Here is a 19,649-nt window from a genome sequence, read left to right on the forward strand (position 1 = left end):
AAAGCTCAACGAAAACCCAAGTTAAAATTGATTATCGCTCCCTTTCCGGATGCCACCCTACGTGGAGAACCATTTTTCTTTGAGCCACTGCCGAAAATCCCCTTGACAACTGGCTTTGAGCCTTAACTTGTCACCAATGGGAGAAAAAACAATTTATAATAGTAGTTAAAATCTAACTTGACTAGAATGTATTACCCCTAATTGCCCACACGCATCTGTGTAGTACCATTCACCAATAGAACCATAAATATTTATATTGGTGCGACTTTTGACTGAGCATAGAATCTCTCCATTCGGATATTTTCTTATATTTGAAGGTGGAGCGAACACTGTTGCTACTCCACCTCTAGATGTAGGATTTCTATATTGACAGACTACATCCAACATATTTTGAGTAGCTTGAGACTGAGGACGCTGTACCGTTCTCTCCGGAAAACTTGTCCAAGTCCCAGCCTCACAGTTAGCTTGACTTTGGACTCGCTCTTGTCCTAAGTAGTAAACAAAATCAATACTCTTAGAACTTGCCCTAGAAATAGAACACAAATCCACATTAACGCTTTGTCCACCTACGGCTTGACCTGCATAATAGTTACAAGTTTGAGCCTTAGCTATCTGATTAGCGCTGAAAACTGTACTAAACAATGAATAGGCAATAAACAGTCCTGTTGAAGTTTTTATTGATAAGTTCATCTTCTTACTTTCTGCGTGCAAGCATAAATAATAGCTAATTTTTTAGAAAAAAACCACATCTTCAAAGTGATGTCAAGTTGGAAAACGGCAGCAAAGGTAATTTGTTATGCTATACAGCAGTTTTTCTATCTCAAAAGTCGCCCTCCATTTACCTAAACCAATCATAAATAATATGCTAACCAAAGCAGAATTACGCCGATCGCACCTCAAAACCCGCCAATCCCTCTCAGTACAAGCCTGGAAACAAAAAAGCGATCGCCTCTGCACCCACATCCAACACTCACCCCTATTCACCCAAGCACAAACAATACTAGCCTACTTCACTTATCGCCAAGAACCAGACTTAACACCCCTATTTACCATCCCTAAAAAATGGGGATTTCCCCGCTGTAGCGGTAATCAACTCTCCTGGCATAAATGGACACCCGGAGATAATTTACAAACAGGAAAATTTGGTATACTAGAACCTCATCCAGACAGCCCCATCTTAGAACCATCCGCAGTCGATTTAATCCTTGTACCCGCAGTAGCTTGCGACACCAACGGCTATCGCTTAGGTTACGGTGGCGGCTATTATGACAGAATGCTAAATTTAGCAGAGTGGTCATCAAAGCCAACCATCGGCATCATTTTTGAATTTGCTTGCTTAGCCGAACTTCCAATTGATTCGTGGGATCGACCCTTACAGGGATTTTGTACAGAAACAGGTTTAATAATGGTACAAAAGCGAGCGAGTCTCAACCCCATACGCTGACTGTATAGTTGCCCTTACAAACCAATGTATCCTAATTTCCCGATCCCGGACTTTTGTGTAGAGGCTAACTCAAAACTCAAAACTTAAAACTCAAAACTCTTGAATTTCCCAATCTCCCGCTATACTGCATTGGTTAAGGGTGAGAATGTCAACTCAGTTGTGCGTTGTCTAGCATAGCCTCAAAATCGACTTGCTTCGCCCCTACCAACTGAAAATTAATCACCACCTATGGCTCAACGCTACATCCGCATTCAAACCCCACAAGGACAGATTCATTACGGTTTGCTACAACTGAGCAGAAGCGTCCAGGTACTCGATGCACCTCCCTGGCTGAAAGGACAACCCACAGACTTAGAGCTGCAACCAGACACATATAAAATTCTTGCCCCCTGCTCCCCCTCGAAAATCATCGCTGTCGGCAAAAATTATACTGACCACGCCGCCGAAATGGGTACTCCCGTCCCTGCTGAACCTCTGCTATTTCTCAAACCGCCTACCACCATCATTCCCACAGGAGCAATCATCCGTTATCCAGCACAATCTCAGCGAGTAGACTACGAAGGAGAATTAGCCCTAGTAATTGGGGAACCTTGCACTAACTGTACCCCAGAAGAAGGTCATAACAAAATTTGGGGTTATACCATCGCCAACGACGTAACAGCTAGAGATTTGCAAAAACGCGATGGTCAGTGGACGAGAGCTAAAGGATTCGATTCATTCTGTCCATTGGGGCCTTGGATAGTCCGCGAATTGAGTCCTGGGGCACAATTACAGGCTTTTATCAACGACACGACTGAACCAGTGCAGTCTGCCAAGATTAATGAAATGGTCTTTTCACCAGATTTTCTAGTTTCTTATATTAGCCAAGTTATGACCCTGATGCCGGGAGATGTGATATTAACTGGTACACCCCAAGGTGTAGGGCCTTTACAAATAGGCGATCGCATCAGAGTCGAAATAGAAGGTATTGGTGCGCTAGAAAATACTGTAGGCCCTAGATAATTAAAAGTTAAAAGTTAAAAATTAAATTCTTCATTTTTAACTTTTAATTTTTAATTTTTAATTTTTAATTGTCACCGCACCTGCATATAAACTGCATCTGACAGCGGAGGAATTTCTGCATAACGTCCCAAGAGAGACTGAACGACAGCATAAACAAATGCCGACAACAGACCTAGAAACACCATGTTAAAAAGAGTCTGAATCACAAAACTGACTTGACCACCGGCAAAAATTCCCAAAATCAAACTGCACAGAATCAAAATGATGTCTATCAGAATAGCCTGCATCGCATTGAAACGAATAAAGTGATTAATATTTTCGTTTCTCACCACACCCAAATACAAGCCAAAGAAGATAATCAACCCAGCAAACGGTACTGTTTGGTAAATCTTTAGTACTGGAACTATCGGCACAAAAAATAGCCCTAGCACTGGAAACTGTCGAAATAAGAACTGACCAAACTGTAGCCCGTCAATCAAGGGCAACAGATAAGGCAAACAAGCAAAAATGCGTTCGGGAACAGTCGTAGAGCCGCGCCAAGTCATAAAAATTTCTCCTAAGTCCAGTAATTAACCATTCAGTTTAAGGTTGCCAATTGGGTTTTTGTCCGTGAAAATCAGAGACAGTTTCTCATCTGTCAGCTTCTAACCTCCTGACTTTCTTATCGTAATACGGTTTTTCTAAGTTGGGTGCTAAAGTAGGGAAAATATCGAAGGTAGATTTTAATCCGGCGTTCGTGTTTCCTGTTCTTACTGAAGTCATGGGGTTTTCAGGAGAGCCCCGATCGCGTAGTTGCACAACTACTTACGACTCGCCGATACAAAGCCGCTCTCAACCTTTTAACCTAAGTGCTAGCACAAAAACACTACTGTATATTCGCAATGCGGAAGCCCATCTGACACTCGTATTGGTCGGGTTGGCTAGTAGCAGGTTTACGGATTGGATGGCCGCAGCGGAGTTGATTTCCCGTCCAGCGGGGTTGACCGCTCTGATCCGCCAGTAAACAACTTTGACATACAGACTGAGGAGCAAGCATCTGGTTTTCCATTAAAATGACTAACATTTGACACCTCCGGGAGAGTCCAGACCGCTAATTTCATTGTACTTCAAGACTTTGAGACTATCGGTTAAAGGTGAACACAATGTAATATTTATGTCAATACTTCCCCAGCCATAGTCTTGTAGAAGCAGTATAGTCCCAGTTAACTTAGGATAGGGAAACTAGGTAGGAAGTGGGATGACCTTCGCCTACTGGGGACTAAAAAGATGGGAAAATAGCAAAACAGGGAAATTTCCTCATTCTTTCGTGCTTCCTTAAAACTTCCCCAAGACCGAATACCCCATCCCCAATTCCCAATTTGTTGAGAGGTTTACTTCGTGAGCGATACTAACTTAGAATTACTGGGCAAGACCGATCCCTTAGTTGCCGATTTGATCGGTAAAGAACTCCAGCGGCAGCGGGATCACTTAGAACTCATAGCCAGCGAAAACTTCACGTCAGCAGCAGTTTTAGCAGCTCAAGGTTCTGTCTTGACCAACAAGTATGCAGAAGGTCTACCCACCAAACGCTATTACGGCGGCTGCGAATTTATCGATAGTGTAGAACAACTGGCTATAGATCGCGCCAAACAACTATTTGGAGCCGCCCACGCCAACGTCCAGCCCCACTCTGGAGCTCAGGCTAATTTTGCAGTATTCTTAGCACTGCTGGAGCCTGGAGACACGATTATGGGCATGGACTTGTCTCACGGCGGACATTTAACTCATGGTTCCCCTGTCAACGTATCTGGCAAGTGGTTCAAAGTTCATCACTATGGCGTGAGCCGAGAAACAGAACAGTTAGACTATGCTGAAATATTAGAACTAGCAAAACAGCATCGACCAAAATTGTTGATTTGTGGTTATTCAGCTTATTCTCGTACAATCGACTTCGAGAAATTTAGAGCGATCGCAGACGAAGTAGGTGCATACCTCCTCGCCGACATCGCCCACATCGCCGGTCTAGTCGCAACAGGACACCACCCCAGCCCCCTCACTCACTGTCACGTCGTCACCACCACCACCCACAAAACTCTCCGGGGCCCCAGAGGCGGCTTAATTTTGACAAACGACCCAGAACTGGGTAAAAAGCTGGATAAGGCAGTTTTCCCCGGAAACCAGGGAGGGCCATTAGAGCACGTCATTGCCGGCAAAGCCGTAGCCTTTGGCGAAGCCTTAAAGCCAGAATTTAAAATCTACTCCGGCCAAGTGATTGAAAATGCTCGCGCAATGGCTGCTCAATTGCTGGATAGGGGTCTAAAGATTGTCTCAGGTGGAACCGACAACCACTTGATGCTAGTTGACTTGCGATCGCTCCCCATGACAGGCAAACGAGCAGATCAACTGGTCAGTGGGGTTAACATTACAGCCAATAAAAACACCGTACCCTTCGATCCAGAGTCACCATTCGTCACCAGTGGCCTGCGGTTAGGAACACCAGCAATGACCACAAGGGGGATGGGAACCACAGAATTTATCGAAATTGCCAATATTATTGCCGATCGCCTGCTACAACCAGAAGATGAAGCAGTAACAGCAGAATGTCGCCAAAGGGTAGCTACTTTGTGCGATCGCTTCCCCCTCTACCCTCACCTCAACTTGAGAGTAGCAGCCCTAGCTTGATTTTTGGGGAACAGGGAAGTTCTTGAGCCAGAGATGATGAGGAAGGAAAAGGGAATTTTTGACTTTTTAACTCAAAACTCAAAACTCAAAACTCCCTCTCCTCTCTCCTGCTCTTCGTTCAGAAACCATCTGAAATGTAGTAGACTCTGCCTGACACCATATTTGCCCCGCACTTTACAGATTTCAGATGTCGCACCATCTGTACCACCTGGTTGCCTTTCTCGTTTCAGCGATAGTAGTCCTGTCGAGTACGCCGCTTGTCAAAAAAATTGGCATAGCCAGCGGTCGCGTGGATCACCCTGGTGGACGCAAAGTACACGATCGCCCGATGGTGCGTTTGGGAGGTGTGTCTATTTTTCTAGGCACATTAACCGCTTTGCTAATTGTCTGGTGGTCGGGAGGCTTTCTCGATGCCACCGGACAAAATCTCAACCCCCAAGACGAATATGAAATCTGGGGCGTTACCATCGGTGGTCTTGCATTTTTCTTGATCGGTTTGGCAGATGACTTATTTTCTCTCTCTGCCTTCACTCGCCTGCTGATGCAAGTCAGCGTTGCCAGCATCGCCTGGTGGGTTGGCGTGCGGATCGACTTTCTGACAATTCCGACAATGGGACTGGTACCCATTGAAATCCTCAGTTTACCCGTGACAGTAATTTGGCTAGTTGGTATGGCAAATGCCATCAACTGGATTGACGGTTTAGACGGTTTGGCAGCAGGGGTTTCAGGCATTGCCGCCGTTGTCATGCTAATTGTCAGTCTGTTCATGCACCAACCAGCCGCCGCCTTAATTGCTGCTGCCTTAGCTGGCGGTTCCCTGGGATTTCTACGCTACAACTTCAATCCGGCTCAAATTTTTATGGGAGACGGTGGTGCCTATTTCATGGGATTTACCCTAGCTGGAGTGGGAGTAATTGGCTTGGTTAAAACTACTGCTATCACCTCTGTTTTGTTGCCATACTTGATTTTAGCGGTGCCAATTTTGGATATGTCGGCTGTAATTCTCGATCGCTTGCGTAACGGCAAGTCCCCATTTATTGCTGACAAACGCCACCTTCACCACCGACTGCTAGAAGCAGGACTTTCACAGCGATTAACGGTTTTGTTTATTTACTCCTTAACTCTTTGGGTAGGAAGTTTAGCCCTAGCTTTTTCAGGAATTCCTAGCGGCTTAGTTTATGCCTTGAGTGCCACAGGTCTGCTAGGGTACACAAGCTGGAAAGTCTGGAGACACGCTAAAAATTAATAACAGTTAACTGTTAACGGTTAACGGTTAACTGTTAACTGGGAAGGAAAATTAGCCTAAATTAAAATCAAATTTCGGTCTAATACCAATTCTTGAAACTATGACTACAGATAGTAACTATTCAACTTTTGGAGGAGAGTATAATATCAGAATTTATCTGTAGCCGGCATTTCAGAGAATTAGTATAAGTAGAGGAGCGGAAAAATATATAAGTTTGTGATTGTGAGTAAAATGTATAGTCAAGATGACTTCGCTATCCTATAATTTTTTTACCCATTGTAAAAAAATTAAAGATGAAAAAGAATAAATTCTCTAGTTGTTATGCCCAATTAATCAGCAGTATCGTTCTCGGATTGGGGCTTTGGACTGGAACCTCTACGCTTCTCCTTTTCAACACCAATGCTGAGGAACGCAACGCTGGCAAAAAGCCCAGTACCGAATTTCCCCTGGGCTTTTCAATGGACAAAATGGATACCACCGTCAGCCCCCGACAGGACTTCCATCGGTTTGCAGCAGGTAAATGGCTTGATAATACTAAGATTCCTCCTGACAAACTGATGGTATATGGGCTTTCTCTACTAGACGATCGAGTTTCCCAGCAATTACAGCAGATAACTGCACAGGCGGCGACACAAAGTGCCACAGCACCAAAAGGAAGTCCATTGCAACAGGTGGGTGATTTATATGCTGGGGGTATGGATGTGAAGCGGCTAGAAAGTTTGGGAGTTTCTCCCTTGAAGCCGATATTTGACCGCATTGCGGCGATCGATTCCCCGCCAGCCTTAGCGAAAACCCTTCCCCAGTTGCAAATGACACTCAGCGATCCGATAATTTTGGGGGTTGGGGTGACTGGGGATCTTGAGGACGCAAAAACTAATATCATCGGCCTAGGTGGTGGCAAACTGAGCTTATCCTCTCAAGAGGATTATTTGAGTCCAGACAAGGCTGCTATCCGCCAAGCTTATTTGGATTACGTGACTGCTGCCCTGGAAATCGCTGGCAGTTCTCCAGCAGAAGCGACAGCCGCAGCGAAAAAGATTCTGGAAATGGAAACTCGCATCGCCAGCAAGCAACTCAGCCCTGTTGAGAAAAGAGACATTCAAAAAGCAATGGCAAAGATGTCGTTTGCCAAGCTTCAGTCTTTGTTGTCGAATTTAGACATGAAGATATATTTTCAGGAGTTGGGATTACCTACGACAGGAAATGTCCTAGTTGAGGATTCTGGTTCATTGGCAGACTTGAACCAAATGCTGAAGCAATATTCGATCGATGACATCAAGACTTATTTGCGTTGGGGTTTTTTAAGGCAAAACATGAGCTACTTAACCCCGGCATTTGAAAAGCCTTTACTTGCCTTTAACAAAGTATATTATGGACAAGAATTTCAATTGCCGCCACGTACCGAGCGGGTGACTAATCTCATCGGCCAAAAATATGGTCATCCCTTGTCTCAACTTTATGTCAAGGAACATTTTTCTCCCGAATCCAAAAAACAAGTAGAGGAGATGATCCAGCAGATCAAAAGTCTGTTCAGGGGACGACTGGTAGCCAACAAATGGCTTACCGAACCTACCCGCAAGTATGCAGTGGAAAAGCTCGATCGCATAGTAATCAAAGTAGGTTATCCAGAGAAATGGATCGATTATTCCAGTATTGATATTCGCCGGGATGACTTTTTTGGCAACGTAATGCGAACCAGCGAATTTTTCAATCGCCGCGAACTGTCTAAGCTGGGCAAACCTGTCACATTTGATGATTTTGACGATCCGAAAGGCACACTACCGATCCAGATTAATGCAGCTTACAGTCCCGATCGAAACAACATCCAAATTCCTGCTGCCTTTTTACAACCGCCAAACTACGATCCCAAGGCTGATGCAGCCCTGAATTTTTGTTCTATGGGGGCGGTGATCGGTCATGAAATGACTCATGGCTTTGACAGTATGGGGCGGCAGTTCGATGCTCAAGGTAATTTCAAGAATTGGTGGACTAAGGAAGATGCTACCAAGTTCGAGGCTCAGACTGACAAACTGGTGAAACAAGCTAATGCTTTTGAAGTGCTGCCAGGATTGAAATTGAACGGACAACTGTCTGTCGGGGAAAACTTGGCTGATGTCGGTGGGATCAGTCTAGCTTATGAGGCACTAAAGGATTATTTAAAGAAAAATCCCCAAGCCAATAAAAAGATCGATGGCTACACGCCCGAACAGCGTTGTTTCATGGCCTGGTCGCAGTTGTGGGCTACGAAAATCAATGAAGGTTATCTCCGCCAAGTGACGTTAACCGATGGGCATCCTGTAGGTGCTTATCGTGGCTTTGCTCCTTTCCAGCATGAGGCTGGGTTTTTCAAGGCATTTGGCATCAAACCGGGCGATCGGATGTGGATGGATGAGAAAGACCGGGTGAATATTTGGTAGGGATACAAAAACCTTTGTTTTTTGTAGGGGCAAAGGCGATTCTACTGGAATATTTAGCCCTTTCAAGGTGTTGTGAAAGGGCTACTTCTAGTGACAATCTCAGTGCCGAGAAGCCATTAAAACCTAATGATAAGGATTTAGTAAAATTCTATGACTTAGTTAAACTTTTGAGGCATTCTCTTAGTAAATGCTTTCTATAAGGCTTACTCAAAACACGAGGTGAGATAATTACGATGAAAAAATTAGCTAGGGCCGCGATCGCCCTTGTATTGATTCTGGGAACTACTCTGCTAGTCTTGTCCGTTTTAACTAAGCCTGTGCTTGCGGAAGGGCGTGTCGATGGTGTCGGCTACCATAATCCGACGACCTACACGACTGTGCAGGATAACAATCACATTGCTATCCAAATTAAGGAGGGCGAATTTCTGTTTTGGGAAATCCTGGAACGCACATCTGGCGATCGCTTTACTGGATCGAAGAATGGCGTTCGCGTGATGTACGATCGCGCTCAGGGCAGGATTGTGGTCATTAACGAGCGCACGGGAACCGAATTTTATAACTATCGCTCATAAGCAGCCTTAGCGCTGATGCTGTCGAAGATAGCGGGCGATTGCCCCATCAATACCTAGAATTTACTGTCAAAATTCCAGGTAAATATTAGGTAATTTGGCTGCTCTGCATACCCCAGCCAAAGACCCTAAGTTATTGTTCCTTCAGCTATAATTAAAAATTAAAACTGGAAAAATTCACCCCATTTTAATTTTTAATTTTTAATTTTTAATTCTTCCCGATGGTTGCTGAAATTATTTGTGTTGGTACAGAGTTACTGCTAGGCGATATTCTCAATAGCAATGCCCAGTTTTTAGCGCAGCAATTGGCAAGTTTGGGGATTCCCCACTACTACCAAACTGTAGTTGGGGACAATCCAGAACGGATTAAACAGGTGTTAGAGATGGCAATGGGGCGATCGCAGATCCTCCTATTTACAGGCGGCCTGGGCCCAACTCCCGACGACCTCACCGTAGAAACCATCGCCGACTTCTTTGGCGTTCCCCTAACTGAACGTCCCGAAATTATCGCAGACATTGAGCAGAAATTTGCTCAACGGGGGCGCGTGATGAGTCCTAGCAACCGCAAACAAGCTTTAATTCCCGTAGGGGCAGATATTTTACCTAATTCTAGCGGTAGTGCTCCGGGGATTATTTGGCAGCCCCGCCCAAACGTAACAATCATGACCTTTCCGGGAGTACCTGCGGAAATGCACCTGATGTGGCAAGAAACCGCCGTGCCCTATCTGCGGAGTCACGGATGGTGTAGCCAAATAATTTACAGCCGCACATTAAGATTTTGGGGGATAACAGAATCAGCTTTAGCAGAAAAAGTAAATGATTTTTTTAACTTAGCTAACCCTACCGTTGCTCCCTACGCCAATCACGGCGAAGTCAAGCTGCGAATCTCAGCTCGCGCGGAGTCAGCAGAGGACGCTAGGACATTAATTTTACCAGTAGAGGAACAGTTGAGGCAGATCGCTGGACTTGACTGTTATGGTGCTGACAGCGATAGTTTAGCGTCAGTAGTTGGTCAACTATTGCTAGATGCAGGTGAAACTTTGGCTGTGGCTGAGTCTTGCACTGGTGGCGGGTTGGGAGCGATGCTGACCAGTATAGCTGGCAGTTCTAGCTACTTTTTAGGGGGAATTATTTCCTACGACAACCGAGTTAAAGTAGGGCTATTGGATGTTAATCCAGAAGATTTGGCTAAATTTGGCGCGGTAAGCCGTACAGTGGCAAAACAAATGGCTGCGGGAGTGCGATCGCGCCTAGAAACTACTTATGGTTTGAGTATTACAGGAATTGCTGGGCCTGGAGGGGGGAGCGAGGATAAACCAGTGGGATTGGTTTATATCGGTTTAGCGGGGCCTAGCGGCGAAGTAGAAGCTTTTAAATATCGCTTTGGTACTCTGCGCGATCGCAACTGGATTCGGAATCTGAGCGCCTGTACAGCCCTCGACCAATTGCGGCGAAAACTCTTAGCGTGACTCCCTAGTAATGTTAAGTGGGCGATCGCACTCTCATATCAATGACTAATTCTATCTATGGCCCGGTTGGTGAAATTGATGTTTGAAGAACTATATCAAATCCTGCTAAGTAGTCGGACATAATTAAACTCCGGCTGGGCGCTTGGCACAAAAAGCCTGTAACTCATAGCTACATCCCATTAAAAATGTAAAATTAAAAATTAAAAAGGAAATTAATTAAATTTTTAATTTTTAATTTTACATTTTTAATTATTGAAAGAGGCGAGCGCCCACCTGTGGATTTTAGAGTGTTTATTGATGTTTGGCTACTTAAGATACCGCTCTTATTATTTGAGTCCGCCCTTTACCTAGTTTATGTGCAGAATAAAGTCAAGCCCTTGATTCTCTTCCCTCCTTCCCTGAGTATCGGAGCATCGTCACCCCTAACCCCTAGCCCCTAGCCCCTAGCCCCTAACCCCTAGCTATAGCTTACTAGAGAAAAATACTACAAAAGCGATAGCATAAGTTGGGAAATGGGTTTTTAAGAAATATGAACTTAACGCCAGGAACAGTCCTTCAAGACGGCAAATACAGGATAGACGACATTTTGGGCATAGGAGGGTTCGGGATTACCTACCGAGCCACCCACACCTATCTCGCTCAAACAGTCGTACTCAAAACCTTGAACGAGAGCCTGTATCAACACCCTGATTTTGAAAAATTTCAGGAGCAATTTGTTGCAGAAGCCAAGCGCCTTTCCTGGTGTCAGCATCCTAACATCGTGCGGATGCTAGACTTTTTTGAGGAAGCAGGGTTGTCTTTTATTGTCATGGACTATATTCCTGGCCAAACTCTAGCTCAATTGGTAGAATCGGGTCAGCCCTTACCAGAAACCGAAGCCCTGCACTACATTCGGCAAATTGCCTCCGCTCTAAGTACGCTTCACCAAAGCGGCTTAGTACACCGAGATATCAAACCAGAAAACATTATCCGGCGATCGGGGACTGGGTTAGTGATGCTGATTGATTTCGGCATTGCCCGCGAATTTACCTCTGGTATGAGGCAAACCCACACCAGTTTTCTATCGCCTGGGTACGCGCCAATTGAGCAGTATCTCTTCCAAGGAGAGGGGAAAAAGGGGGATAACTTTTCCAGCCTCAATTCATCGAACTCAGGTTTAGGGAAAACCCAAATTGCCAATCAGTTGACTCCCGCTACCGATATCTACGGTTTGGCTGCCACCTTTTACTACTTGCTGGCGGGGGAAGCGCCTGTGGCGGCTCCCCTACGCGATCGCATTCCCCTGTTTCCCTTGCGCCAATTCCAATCCCAACTTAGTCCAGCCATTGAGCAAACTATTCTGCGAGGTCTGGAAATGGATGCTCGCAACCGCCCCCAGACAGTAGAAAATTGGCTGGCTTTTTTGGAGGCGCAGCAGTTATTAGAAAGGAAGACAAAGCTAGCAGAAAAGGCCGAATTACCTGTTTTACCTTCTTCATCCTTTATTCTGTTTCTGTTTGTGTTTACGGCAGCCCTAGCTGGTTGGATCGGTTTTGACTTGGCGCGTCGTTACAGTGGCACGATCGCCATGAACAAGCAGTTTCCAGGGGATCGTTCCTTAATGCTCTTTGAGAATTCGCTGCACCCAGAATTTCGCAGTCAAGATCCCTCTGCGCCTTTATTCGGTGAACCCTCTGTCCAGAGCCGCCCTACAGTCTCTCTGCAATTGCATAAACCTCCAAAAGGCAACTCTGAAAACCTTACGGAGCAACCAAATACTGCATCTGCCCCCACTATCGAATCCTCCCCAACACCAGTTCCTAAATCTTTTGAGCCTGAACTTGAGCCTGAACTTGAGCCTGAACCTGAGCCTAAACCTGAGCAGGTAGAATCATTTACTCCGGAACCTGAGCCTGAACAGGCGCAACCCTATACTCCTGAACCTCAACGGGAATTTCCGTCAGAAGCTGCGATCGCCCCTAAACCTGCACCAGTTCCAGAAGTTGCACCTTTACCACCAGAGCCGCCTCAGCCCTCTGAGCCACCAGCCGCGATCGCTCCCCCTGCTGATGCTCCTTTATTTCCAGAAGCTCCGCTAGAGCCTGCCTTAGAACCCAGTTCGCAGCCGGAGCCAGAGCCGGAACTGTTGCCGCCCAGCTCGGAGGAGAATAGTACAGACAGTTCTGTGCGATCGCAGGGCCCGCAAGATTTGGTGCCGACTGTTCCCTTCCCAGAACCTGCCTCCAACTAATAAGAAGCAACAAAGAAGAAGAAAGTGGGTATTTTAGGTTGAATTAGATGGCTCTACTCATAACTAAATCCTTTTAGAGAAAGGATTTACGAATATTCTCTGGTAAAAAATAATGAAAAGGAAAAGGACTACCAAAATTGGTTCACAATGAGCATTATTACTCTTGACAACGGACTAGATTTATATATCTGAACGGAAGGAACCTAAATTTTGCATTTATCATCTAGATATTGGAAGTATTTCAAAAGAAAGATGGTAAATTTGTCAAATAATTGTTACCTTCTGTAATATGTAGATAGAGCTAGACGATCTAATCAGGGGTGTCCTGAAACTAACTGGCGATCGCTGGGAAAAGTCACAACTCTGGTTAATCTAGGTTTTTGCTACCGTATCACTCTATTCATCTGAGGATTCAGCTATGAACCAGCCCATAGAACTCTCTTTGGAACAACAATTTAGCCTGTGCTCTTTCCAAACACAGGTTAACCAAATGAGTCGCGAACAAGCTCAGGAGTTTTTAATCAAGCTCTACGAACAGATGATGCTGCGAGAAACTATGTATCGCCATTTTCTAAAACACCAGTGGGGTCTAGAGCCCAATCCTGGACTTGAGTAAAGCCTAGTCGCAGTGGGCGACCTCCGTCTCTTACTCTGTTTCCTACGTGGAAAGGAGTTGGGGGTGATGGGGCGTCAACTTGCAATCTGGCAAACGATAAAACGCCAAAGGCAAAAGGAAAAGGTAATAAGAAATTGGTTATCTACAAATAAATATTAATTCTGTAAATGTTGAAGGTAATTTTAAATACCAACGATTTGAGGGTACGCGAGCGGCGCACCCTCAATTTTATTCTGGTTGGCGCTCTATAGTTGCCTCCATCACACTCGTGAGATAATGACCGGCCATCAGACCGCTAGAGTGGTAATAGCGATTGTCATCGATCCGGTGCAGAGTTTCAAAACCAGTCCGGCGCTGGCGTTCATCCCCTAAAACCCAGTAACGCTGGACAATAGACTGGGGAGCAATCCAACCTTCCCCCTCCACACGGCCAAGTTCGCTGTGTTGGAGTACAAAAGTGTATTGCCGTTCGTCGCTATCGAGATGTCCTCGGTACTGTAAAACAATCTCTTCGCGATCGCCTCCGGGAAACACGAGCTTTGTTACCATACTGAACCAATCTGTACGGTTCCAGTTCACTAAAGTCTTCCCTTTGACTGTAATTGGCAAGCCATTGCGCTCTATCCAACTTCCTTCGAGCGCCCATTGACCTGATTCCATTAAAAAGGTGTGAGCCACAATATCCTATGCTTTTCGCGCTGGCTACAATGCTGGTGCAACAACTCAGAACGGTTGTTCTTGAGATTCTATGCTATCACGCCTGACTGTGCGGATAATAATGAATTTCTCCTAAAATTACAGCAGTAACTGCCCCAGTAACTTCCGGGAGATTACCTGGAATACCGCAAATGTGCCAATAAGCTAAAACTGCAAAGGCGATCGCTTCTTTGAAATCAGCATTCAACCCAGCCTCAGAGGTTGTCACCACTTCCACAGGCGCTAAATGCGATCGTAACCGCTCTTTTAAATATAGGTTACGGCTACCTCCCCCGCACAGCAAAACTTGATCGGGCATTTGGGGCAAAAAGTTGCGGTAGCTATGAACTATGGAGGTAGCCGTCAATTCTACAAGGGTAGCCAGAACGTCAGCGGGGCTAAGATTCTCAGCTTCGGCTTCAGCTAGACACTGATGTAAATAGTCGGGGCCAAATAGCTCTCTACCTGTAGATTTGGGCGGCTCTTGGTGGAAAAATTCTTGCTGCAACCATCCATCTACTAAAGCGTGGCTAGGAGTGCCGCTAGCAGCCCAAACACCGTCTTTGTCGTAAGTTTTGGTTCCACCAGAGAAGTGTTGCACCGCTAGATCCAAAAGGCTATTCCCTGGCCCCGTGTCCCAACCTAGAACGTGGGAAGTAGGGGGCGGGGGAGCGGGGGATCTCTTGAGCGCGGGAGATGGGGGAGATGGGGGAGATGAGGAAGTTAAATCTTCCCTATCCTCCCTATCTTCCCCATCTCCTCTGCCCCCCTGCCCCTCTGCCCCCCATCTCCCCATCTCCCCCACTCCCCGACAAGGCAAATAAGTTACATTCCCAATGCCGCCAAGATTTTGAATGCAGCGGTTGTAGGTAGGATGGCTGAGTAAACAGGCATCGACTATGGGTACTAGAGGGGCTCCTTGACCACCAACGGCAATATCAGCGGCTCGGAAGTTACTAACTGTGGGGATGCCTGTGAGATGAGCAATTAACGCTCCGCGACCTAGCTGAAGACTATAACCAAGAGTATTTTGAGCTTTGAGTCTTACATCGGAGGAATTTTTTGCCCAACTACCCTTTTCTTCTTCTTTCTCTTTGTCCTCGCTTCGCCGTTCCTTTGGTGGTCGATGGTAAACGGTTTGACCGTGAGAACCGATAAAGTCGGCAATACCATACTTTTCTTGAATTGTCAATGCTGCTTTAGAAAATTCAATGGCGATCGCGTCATCTAATTCAGCCAGTTCTGCCATACTTAGGACACTTCCACCGCATACTGCCAAAATTTGCGATCGTAAATCAGCAGGATAGGGATAAATAGCAGAACCTACAAGTTCCACCTTCAAATCGCTTTCCGAGCCAGAAATATCCACTAAAGCAGCATCAATACCATCTACCGAAGTGCCACTAATTAAACCGATAACGCGAGTCATGGAATTGTTAATTGTTAGTTGTTGGTTGTTGATTGTGAGTTGTTAGGTAACGCCGCATTATTTGTACTGTTTAATTGTAGTTGTTGGTTGTTGATTATTAGTTGACGTAACGCCGCATTATTTGTACTGTTACCTAACCCCCAACCCCTTCCCCCTAAGTAGAGGATGGAGAAACGGAATAAATGTTTGTTATTGGAGGGAGAAACGGAATAAATTTGTTATTTGGAAGAGGAGTAATATATTGATGAATTAATATACAAATTAAAAGCTTAACAGTTAACAGTTAACCGTTAACAGTTAACTGTTAACCAATTAGTTATTTAAGCATATCAATTGCTACAATCACCACCGTAATATTATCACGCCCTCCCTTATCCTTAGCGGCATTCACCAGAGCTGTCGCTGCCTTTTCACAAGCCCGAATCGATTTCAGAGGAGAAGCGATCAAAGAGTCAGACAGTTCCTCGGTTAAACCATCACTACACAGCAATAAGCGATCTCCTGGCTTCACATCCATAGTTGAGATCTCAATTTGACCCAAATCTTCCCGGCCTAAGCACTGTGATAAAACGTGCCGCCAGGGATGACTCCGAGCTTGATCTGGAGTCAGAGCCTTTCTTTTCACAGCTTGGGCTACCCAAGTCTGATCTTCAGTAATTTGTTGAAGTTCCGATCCCCGGAATCGATAGAGACGAGAGTCACCAATATTAGCGAACCAAGGTTCTCCCTCTTGGCGAAAAATTACCGCTACCGCAGTAGTCCCCATATCCGAGCGTTCTATGTGCTTTTGTTGATCTTGCAAAATTGCCTGATTAGCTGCTAAAAAAGCTTTTTCCAGTAACTCTGAAGACTCCTGCGGGCTGTTCCAGTGTTCGTTGAGATAGGACTGTATCGCTTGGGTAGCAATCCGGCTAGCCTCTTGGCCGCCTGCGTGTCCTCCCATACCATCCGCCACTATGAAAAATCGCCCCTCCGGGTCGATGTGGTAAGAATCTTGATTAACGGAACGAACCAGCCCTGTGTCTGTCTTACCTGCGAAAGAGCGTTTCATAGATTGGCGGTTGAAGTCATCAAACTTGCAAAGGTAATTGGCAGGTATTTTTTTAAGGTCTGCCTAACTTAATTGTAGATTTTGACATTCCTCCGGGCCAAAGCCCAGGGGATTGTTGAGAATAAACTTTTTAGGATAAATCGGAAAAAAGCCTAATTCTCAACGGTCGTGTCGGGCGACCTCTAATCACTTGCTCAACTAAAGTCGAGTTTGTGGCTACTTTCGGCATTATTTTGGCTGCATCTCTAGCATGACTCGTTAATCTAGAAAGATGATGGCAGTACGATACAGATCGCGTTGAGTTGCTTTCTTGAAGGCTCCCACGGATCCGGCTTTTTGCCAAACAGTTGTAGGATATCACCTTCTCAAAAGCTTACTTTGCTAGTATCGCATATTTATTGTTATTTTAGGCAAGAATCTTGGTCGTGTGAGCTTGGTTTTGCTGAGCTGAAACTCAACTAATACAATACTCACGCTTCAGACTTGAGGGCTAAAATCCCAAATCTAAAATTTCCCTTACGACATTCGATCCATGCGGTCAATGCGGCGGAGTTGCCGCCACAGGGCAAATCCCACGATCGCGGCCAGAATAATCACCGCCACTGCTAACCATACCTGATTGTTAACAAACAAGATCGTCGCCGACAAAGTAAAAGCGCTGAACAAGAGGGCGTAGTTAGTTCCCATCTGAACAATGCTGATGCGTCGTAGCAGACGGTCAGTTTCCGTAGCACGGACTCGGACGCGGATATCTCCCTGCTCTAACTTATCAATGGTTTCTTCAATCCGGCGAGGCAAGCCCAAGGCACTAGAACTTACCTGAGCAGCTTGACGGCCAATCTCATTAAAAATGCTGCTAGTTGTCTCTTGAGCACTTCCACTTTTCATAAGCTCCATGGCAAACGGCTGTGCCACCTCCATAAAATTGAACTTAGGATCTAGACCTCTACCCACCCCATCAATAGTTGAAAAAGCCCGCATCACAAAAGTGAAAGTTGCGGGAAAGCGAAAAGGTTGATCGTAGGCAATCTCGTAGAGGTCGTCAGTAATTTTGGTAACGGACTGGGCCTCAAAGGGCTTGTCCATAAAGTTGTCCAGCATAAACTGGATCGATCGCCGCACCGGCCCCATATCCCCTGTAGGAACTAAGGCTCCCAAGTTAACTAAGGAGTTAATGATGCGCTGTCCATCTTTGGAAGCAATGCCGTAGAGAGTTTCCATCAGTCCTTCGCGGACGTTGGCCTCGATTACCCCCATCATGCCGAAATCGTAGAAAATTAGCCCTCCTTCGGGGCTAACAGCTATATTTCCGGGGTGGGGGTCAGCGTGGAAAAAGCCATCATTGAGTAGCTGTTGAAGATAAGCTTTAGCTCCCATTTGGGCGATCGCAGCACGATCGAGTCCCGAAGCTTCCAAGGCCTCATAGTTACTGATTTTAATCCCCGGTAGATATTCCAAAGTCAGCACTCGTGGAGCAGCATACCGCCAGTAAACTCGCGGTACTCGCACCCAGTCGGAGTTGCGAAAATTGCGGCGAAAAGTATCAGCATTTCGACCTTCGTTGAGATAATCAATCTCCAGCCACAGAATGCGACAACACTCCTCATAAATTCCCATCCAATCCCGGCCGCGCCCCCATTTGGGATGGTTTTGAAAGTAGCGGGCAATTCCCTTAAGAATCTGCAAGTCAATCTCAAACAGTTTCCGCAACCCCGGCCGTTGCACCTTGACTACTACTTCTTGACCGGAATGGATTTGAGCTTTGTGTACTTGACCCAAGCTGGCTGCTGCCAAAGGTATAGGGTCAAAGTTCTGGTAGAGTTCCTGAATTGGCTTGCCTAAATCCTGCTCGACAATAATTTCTACCTGCTCGTAACTAAAAGCAGGCACTCTATCTTGCAGTTTAGAAAGCTCTTCTACGTACTCCCCAGGAAACAAATCTGCTCGTGTTGAGAATAGCTGCCCTACTTTAATGAAGGTAGGCCCCAGATCCAAAAGGGTTTCTCGCACCCAGGCGGCTTGTATTCTGCGTCTGGCATTCTTCTTTTCTTCAGTAACACCTCCCCGATAGCTCCAATCTTTACTGTCTAGCCACAGCCAAGCCAGCCATGTTAAAACAAAAGTCCAAATGTCGATAAAGCGCCGATGGCGGGAGTAATGCTCCCGATTCCACCGGTAGGATTTTTGCCCATAAGATTTGCCGACAAATTTTGGCTGTAAGGAACTGCCAGTAAGCTTCGTATTTCGCTTACGGTTAACGGAATCATCAAGGAGAGCAGACACTGGGGTTCCCAAATAGGTTGTTTCAGTTTATTAGCCGCGATGATCTAAGTAGGGGCGTTTGGCGCTGCGCTGTTTTTACCCCCGCTTTATAGATAGATTTTGAGAGCAGCGCTTTTACTGCAAACGGCTACGGTAGCGTTGCAGTTCAGACCTAACTAGGGCAACTTCTGCTCGCAGCTCGTCAATAGTCGCTTGTAGGTCGGATGCAGGTTGGGAGTCTATCTGCACGATTGCAGTCGTCTCCCGTGCTTGTATCGCTGCTTGGGCTTCTCTGTTGGCTCGTTCCTCGACTGATTCATAGAACTGCCGCAAGCGCTCCCGCTGCTCGGCATCAAATTTACCAAGTTCGGAGAGAGCGCTGGTTAGTACACTCTCCAACTGCTCGTAGAGTGCTTCGGCAACTGCTCTGCCGACAAAAAAGGCATGAACTGGGGGTTTACTCATGGATTTATTTCTGCGCTCGTCCGCAAAGAATTATAACTTGCTTGCCTCTATTCCTGCCTGATTCTGAAAAAGCGGGGGTGGTAGGGTGGGAG

At 45.9% G+C, this 19,649-nt stretch carries 17 protein-coding genes; 9 read left to right on the forward strand and 8 right to left on the reverse strand.

The window, feature by feature from the left end; translation table 11 throughout:
• Positions 1–165: 165 nt before the first annotated feature.
• Positions 166–690 (reverse strand): hypothetical protein, encoded by a 525-nt coding sequence (locus PN499_RS08635; RefSeq protein WP_272031390.1) that lies wholly within the window; start codon positions 688–690, stop codon positions 166–168.
• Between the two features lie 172 nt (positions 691–862).
• Here PN499_RS08635 and PN499_RS08640 point away from each other — a divergent pair, with 172 nt between their 5' ends.
• Both PN499_RS08640 and PN499_RS08645 read left to right on the forward strand, forming a co-directional pair.
• Positions 863–1,444, forward strand: coding sequence for a 5-formyltetrahydrofolate cyclo-ligase (locus tag PN499_RS08640; RefSeq protein ID WP_272031391.1), 582 nt, complete (start codon positions 863–865; stop codon positions 1,442–1,444).
• Between the two features lie 228 nt (positions 1,445–1,672).
• The gene (locus tag PN499_RS08645) at positions 1,673–2,446 is read left to right on the forward strand and encodes a fumarylacetoacetate hydrolase family protein (protein WP_272031392.1); all 774 of its coding nucleotides are present in this window, start codon (positions 1,673–1,675) and stop codon (positions 2,444–2,446) included.
• Between the two features lie 71 nt (positions 2,447–2,517).
• On the opposite strand, the gene PN499_RS08650 is transcribed toward PN499_RS08645, so the two are convergent.
• Together PN499_RS08650 and PN499_RS08655 are read right to left on the reverse strand one after the other, a co-directional pair.
• On the reverse strand, positions 2,518–2,991 hold the full coding sequence (locus PN499_RS08650) for a Tic20 family protein (RefSeq protein ID WP_272031393.1): 474 nt from the start codon (positions 2,989–2,991) through the stop codon (positions 2,518–2,520).
• Positions 2,992–3,311: 320 nt separating this feature from the next.
• Positions 3,312–3,509 (reverse strand): hypothetical protein, encoded by a 198-nt coding sequence (locus PN499_RS08655; RefSeq protein WP_272031394.1) that lies wholly within the window; start codon positions 3,507–3,509, stop codon positions 3,312–3,314.
• A 314-nt stretch (positions 3,510–3,823) separates the two neighbouring features.
• Between PN499_RS08655 and glyA the strand changes: the two genes are divergently transcribed.
• The 7 genes from glyA (at position 3,824) to PN499_RS08690 (ending at position 13,654) form a co-directional block, all read left to right on the forward strand.
• The gene (gene glyA, locus PN499_RS08660; protein WP_007354863.1) at positions 3,824–5,107 is read left to right on the forward strand and encodes a serine hydroxymethyltransferase; all 1,284 of its coding nucleotides are present in this window, start codon (positions 3,824–3,826) and stop codon (positions 5,105–5,107) included.
• Positions 5,108–5,294: 187 nt separating this feature from the next.
• Complete coding sequence (locus PN499_RS08665) at positions 5,295–6,353, forward strand: glycosyltransferase family 4 protein (RefSeq protein WP_272031395.1); 1,059 nt, start codon at positions 5,295–5,297, stop codon at positions 6,351–6,353.
• A 293-nt stretch (positions 6,354–6,646) separates the two neighbouring features.
• Positions 6,647–8,770, forward strand: coding sequence for a M13 family metallopeptidase (locus tag PN499_RS08670; protein WP_272031396.1), 2,124 nt, complete (start codon positions 6,647–6,649; stop codon positions 8,768–8,770).
• A 233-nt stretch (positions 8,771–9,003) separates the two neighbouring features.
• Positions 9,004–9,342 carry a hypothetical protein gene (locus tag PN499_RS08675; RefSeq protein ID WP_272031397.1) on the forward strand — a complete coding sequence of 113 codons (339 nt, stop codon included), beginning with the start codon at positions 9,004–9,006 and terminating at the stop codon, positions 9,340–9,342.
• A gap of 218 nt (positions 9,343–9,560) precedes the next feature.
• A complete protein-coding gene (locus tag PN499_RS08680; RefSeq protein WP_272031398.1) occupies positions 9,561–10,808 on the forward strand; it encodes a competence/damage-inducible protein A in 1,248 nt (415 codons plus the stop codon).
• Positions 10,809–11,337: 529 nt separating this feature from the next.
• Positions 11,338–13,038, forward strand: a complete 1,701-nt coding sequence (locus PN499_RS08685) for a serine/threonine protein kinase (protein WP_272031399.1) — start codon at positions 11,338–11,340, stop codon at positions 13,036–13,038.
• 418 nt (positions 13,039–13,456) lie between these two features.
• Positions 13,457–13,654, forward strand: a complete 198-nt coding sequence (locus PN499_RS08690; RefSeq protein WP_007353543.1) for an NblA/ycf18 family protein — start codon at positions 13,457–13,459, stop codon at positions 13,652–13,654.
• Between the two features lie 228 nt (positions 13,655–13,882).
• Here PN499_RS08690 and PN499_RS08695 read toward each other — a convergent pair whose 3' ends face one another.
• The 5 genes from PN499_RS08695 to PN499_RS08715 form a co-directional block, all read right to left on the reverse strand.
• Positions 13,883–14,332: a hypothetical protein gene (locus PN499_RS08695; RefSeq protein ID WP_026103739.1), complete on the reverse strand. Its 450-nt coding sequence runs from the start codon at positions 14,330–14,332 to the stop codon at positions 13,883–13,885.
• Positions 14,333–14,408: 76 nt separating this feature from the next.
• Positions 14,409–15,779 carry an anhydro-N-acetylmuramic acid kinase gene (locus PN499_RS08700; protein ID WP_272031400.1) on the reverse strand — a complete coding sequence of 457 codons (1,371 nt, stop codon included), beginning with the start codon at positions 15,777–15,779 and terminating at the stop codon, positions 14,409–14,411.
• A gap of 316 nt (positions 15,780–16,095) precedes the next feature.
• Positions 16,096–16,830: a PP2C family protein-serine/threonine phosphatase gene (locus tag PN499_RS08705; protein ID WP_272031401.1), complete on the reverse strand. Its 735-nt coding sequence runs from the start codon at positions 16,828–16,830 to the stop codon at positions 16,096–16,098.
• Positions 16,831–17,346: 516 nt separating this feature from the next.
• Positions 17,347–19,113, reverse strand: coding sequence for an ABC1 kinase family protein (locus PN499_RS08710; RefSeq protein ID WP_272031402.1), 1,767 nt, complete (start codon positions 19,111–19,113; stop codon positions 17,347–17,349).
• 114 nt (positions 19,114–19,227) lie between these two features.
• The gene (locus PN499_RS08715) at positions 19,228–19,557 is read right to left on the reverse strand and encodes a DUF6825 family protein (RefSeq protein WP_007356788.1); all 330 of its coding nucleotides are present in this window, start codon (positions 19,555–19,557) and stop codon (positions 19,228–19,230) included.
• Positions 19,558–19,649: the final 92 nt, after the last annotated feature.

The organism is Kamptonema animale CS-326, assembly GCF_028330895.1.
Lineage (GTDB): Bacteria > Cyanobacteriota > Cyanobacteriia > Cyanobacteriales > Microcoleaceae > Kamptonema > Kamptonema formosum.